This window comes from Vibrio ichthyoenteri ATCC 700023, from assembly GCF_000222605.1.
In the GTDB taxonomy this organism is placed as follows: Bacteria; Pseudomonadota; Gammaproteobacteria; order Enterobacterales; family Vibrionaceae; genus Vibrio; species Vibrio ichthyoenteri.
The window spans coordinates 1-3524 of record NZ_AFWF01000322.1 but is presented as its reverse complement, the minus strand read 5'-3'; the positions used below and the strand labels follow the sequence as shown (position 1 = coordinate 3524).

Annotated in this window: 4 protein-coding genes and 1 pseudogene; 1 reads left to right on the top strand and 4 read right to left on the bottom strand. The window is 46.7% G+C overall.

The features are described 5' to 3' along the window. The 3 genes and pseudogenes from RH85_RS21760 to RH85_RS21750 form a co-directional block, all read right to left on the bottom strand. Positions 1-958, bottom strand: a pseudogene (locus RH85_RS21760) (SLBB domain-containing protein); the annotation flags it as partial. After that, positions 945-1781, bottom strand: coding sequence for an OmpA family protein (locus RH85_RS21755; RefSeq protein ID WP_039949559.1), 837 nt, complete (start codon positions 1779-1781; stop codon positions 945-947). The gene RH85_RS21755 and the pseudogene RH85_RS21760, both read right to left, overlap by 14 nt. Positions 1782-1799: 18 nt before the next feature. Further along, a complete protein-coding gene (locus RH85_RS21750) occupies positions 1800-2120 on the bottom strand; it encodes an STAS domain-containing protein (RefSeq protein WP_006714879.1) in 321 nt (106 codons plus the stop codon). A gap of 264 nt (positions 2121-2384) precedes the next feature. On the opposite strand from RH85_RS21750, the gene RH85_RS21745 reads away from it, so the two are divergent. Then, positions 2385-3236: a DNA ligase gene (locus tag RH85_RS21745; protein ID WP_039949556.1), complete on the top strand. Its 852-nt coding sequence runs from the start codon at positions 2385-2387 to the stop codon at positions 3234-3236. Between the two features lie 41 nt (positions 3237-3277). Here the strand turns inward: RH85_RS21745 and RH85_RS21740 are convergent. Beyond that, a partial coding sequence (locus RH85_RS21740; RefSeq protein ID WP_006714877.1) for a MurR/RpiR family transcriptional regulator occupies positions 3278-3524 on the bottom strand: 247 nt, incomplete at its 5' end.

Here is a 3524-nt window from a genome sequence, read left to right as displayed (position 1 = left end):
GATGTAGACAACATTGGCTCCGGCTTTGATTTCTTCTTCTTGCTTGGGCAACAAAAATGGTTGTGCCTTCTGATAAGTTGGGTAATAGCGAGCGGTCACCGCTGTCGAGGTAACGTTTTAGGTTAAACAATTGCGGTGTGTTATTGGTGATAACGCGAATTTGTTCGACGGAGGCGTAGCGGGTTACTCCACCGGCGCGCATTAAGATGTCAACCAGATCCGTGCTCGGTTTAAATGAGAAAGAACCGGGAGAGTTAACCTCACCAAAGACTTTAATCGCAGTGCGGCTATCGCCACTGTCACCCGCATTGGCTTGTTTTGCCGCATCAAATTGTTGCTCAATATTCCCCACCAAAGGGGATGCAGGAACAAACAGGCTATCAAGTGATTTTAGGCTCGGCAGTAGTGACTCGTCACCAGAATCGAGAAAGGCTTTGTAATTGAAGCTCTGCTTACCGTTGCCGCGTTTAAGCAGCATATTGTCGAGTTGCGCTCCGGAACGTAGTCCACCAGCAGCATGCAGTGCCATTTGTACATTGGCATTTTTCGGCAAAGTATATTCACCAGGAGAGATCACATACCCTTGTACTGAGATCAGTATTTGCTGTTGAGAGATATAAACACTGGCGGAGGTGACATCACGATAAACTTCATTGAGTGCGGTTAATACCGATTCGCTGAGTTGTTTTTCGCTATAGCCAGCCACGTACAGGGTGCCAACTTCAGGCAGGTCGATTCTGCCCCGTTTATCAACTTGAAAGCCTCGGTTGAGGGATTCTTCTCCGGGCAGGTTAATTTGAATCATATCGCCGATCTGAACTGTTTCCACATGACTTTCTGCCACCGAACCATTTGCGACCGAACCATTTGCGACCGAGCTATCTGTTACCGAATTATCTGCCAACAAGTTGCCAGCAAATAAGCATAGGGCGAGCAGTAGAGCATTAATCCTGCGCATAATAGTCTCCTTGTGGCGTTCGTTCTGCCAACTCTTTGGTGGCAATAACTTCAATGCTGACACGACGGTTGGTGAGCTTGACTCCTTCCGTTGACCCATCATAAAGCGGGAGGGAGTCTCCCAATGAATGGGTGGTGATTCGGCTAGGGTTAAGGCCAAAAATGATCAGGTAGCGCTTCACTTGCTTGGCACGCTCCATTGCTAACGTTTTGTTATAGAGATCATCACCAGTTGCGTCGGCATGGCCTGTTACAGATAGGTTGAAGCTCGGGTTATCGCGTAATATATTGGCAGCCTTGGCCAGGTGTCCCATGTATTTCGGGTTGACTTCCGAGGAGTTGAAGGCAAATTGGTTATCAATGTTGAGTAAATTGAACAACTCGTCAATCACGGTCAGTTGCAGACGGAATGCATCTTCATCCACCGGAGGGACGCAGTTGGCTTGAGAGGTAACATAATCGAGCTGGCGTTCTAATTCACCAAGACGTCTACGTTGAATCACAATGTCGTTCGCAGCGTCCAGTAGCAGACCGCCTTCCAACTCACGTGCAATGCGATTTTGTTTCTCTAAAGCTTGCACGACGGCCGCAGGAAAGCACCAGCGTGCGCCTTCACGGATTAATGAATCTAAGTGTAACTTCGTTAACTGCCAGTCAAATCGCAATCCGTGCTCTGGGCCTAGCGGTTCATCGGGCATGACGGGTGAAAAGCTGCTATCAAAGTGGTTTTCAGCTAGGCCGCCACGTCCTTCTTCGGGATAGCTGGTGCAACCTAGCAATATTATGCACATAGCTAAGGCTATGTATCTACGAAAAGTACCCATGCCAACCGCCTCATATTATTAGTGTTTTTGAGAATTTACGGGAATCGCTTGGTTAATCCTGAGCAAATTGATGATCTCCAGAGGTTGTCCAGTCGCATTTTCAATACGCATGTTACGCTGACGTTCAACCAAGCGCTTATATAGATAAACAATAGCTCCTACGCCAGAAGAGTCGAGAAATCCGACATTTGCGAGGTCAATTTCGATCTCAGGATGTGACAGATCGGCAATCACTTCATCCAAATGAGGTTGAGCGCTACGGCTACCGTCAGCATCCAAATTGCCATTAATTACTAAAGTTAGAATTTCGTTGTTGGTTTCAATTTTGCGCATTTCCATAACACTACTCCTCTTAGGTTAGGTATTTCAGAGCATAGAATGTGCCAAAATAAATAGTTAATAAAAACAGTGTGATAGGTTTTGTTTTTGTGGTTCTCTTATCTTGCTAACGGGCATTCTCAATTTGAGAATCAGTTTTAGACAGCGAAAACATCGCGTAAATCATTTAACTGTTCTGTGACGGGAGACACGCCAACTTCATACTCTGTCTCAATTTATTTGCGTTAGCGTTGGACTTAAATGACGTCGAGTGGAGCAAAGAATATGCAGCGGACAATGACGCTAGTCGCCAGTAGTATCTTGTTGGCAATGAGCAGTAACGCAAGCGAACAGGCAACAAATACACCTATGATGCCGGTGTTACTTGCGCATTCATATGAACAAGGTATCGATATTGAGCAATATTGGAAAAGTGAAAAATTGGATGGCATTAGGGCGATTTGGGACGGGAAAACGCTAAGAACACGGAAAGGGAAAGTGATCGTGGCACCGAGTTGGTTTACTAAACCTTTACCCGATTTTCCACTTGAAGGCGAATTGTGGGCTGGGCGGGGAAACTTTCACATTGTGCAACAGACCGTGCTTGATCGTACCCCAGTCGATGCGGGTTGGCAGAAAATAGAGTTTATGCTGTTTGATATGCCTCATGCCGCGGGAGACTACAAAAAGCGCTATTACAACATTGTCTATTTGGTTGCTGGGCTTAACGCTTCACATGTTGACTACGTTGAACATACGCCGATTGAATCAGAGCAAGAGCTCTTGCACTATCTTGATGCCGTCAATGATACCAATGGGGAAGGGATCATGTTACGCAGAACCGATAGCCGCTATCAAGCTGGCAGAAGTTCTGATTTGCTCAAATTAAAATCCTACCAAGATGATGAGGCAGTCGTGGTGGGTTATAAAGTCGGTAAAGGAAAGTACAAAGGCCGAATGGGCGCGGTATTGGTGGAGTGGAAGCCCGGTGTGCGTTTTTATATTGGTAGTGGTTTTAGCGATGAACTGCGAAAGTCGCCTCCGCCGCTGGGCAGCACAATTACTTTTCGCCATAACGGCTACACCAGCAACGATATCCCTAAATTTGCCCGCTATGTGCGCATGCGAATTGAATAGAGAATATCTCTTCGAATGGGTAAGCAGGTCACCCAAGGGTTTCACAACTGCTTAATTTGCGAGGCGATTTCATTGATCATATCTTGCCCGTGATCACCGCGCAGTTTCACTAAGGTAATGAATATGGCATCAGCGATGACATGTTGCGCGGTTCTCGCGGCCATTGACGATGCTCGATGAGTTGACTCATCTGCCACCGTATCTAAGCAGATGTCCGCGATATCGCGTAGGGGGCTTTTTTGTGGCGCGGTTAAAGCAATCACGGTTGCGCCTTTCTCTTTGGCGGTT

Bases quoted from the DNA above. Each gene is read 5' to 3' on its own strand.
- RH85_RS21755 (WP_039949559.1), bottom strand. From the start codon at position 1,781: ATGGGTACTTTTCGTAGATACATAGCCTTAGCTATGTGCATAATATTG.
- RH85_RS21750 (WP_006714879.1), bottom strand. From the start codon at position 2,120: ATGGAAATGCGCAAAATTGAAACCAACAACGAAATTCTAACTTTAGTA.
- RH85_RS21745 (WP_039949556.1), top strand. From the start codon at position 2,385: ATGCAGCGGACAATGACGCTAGTCGCCAGTAGTATCTTGTTGGCAATG.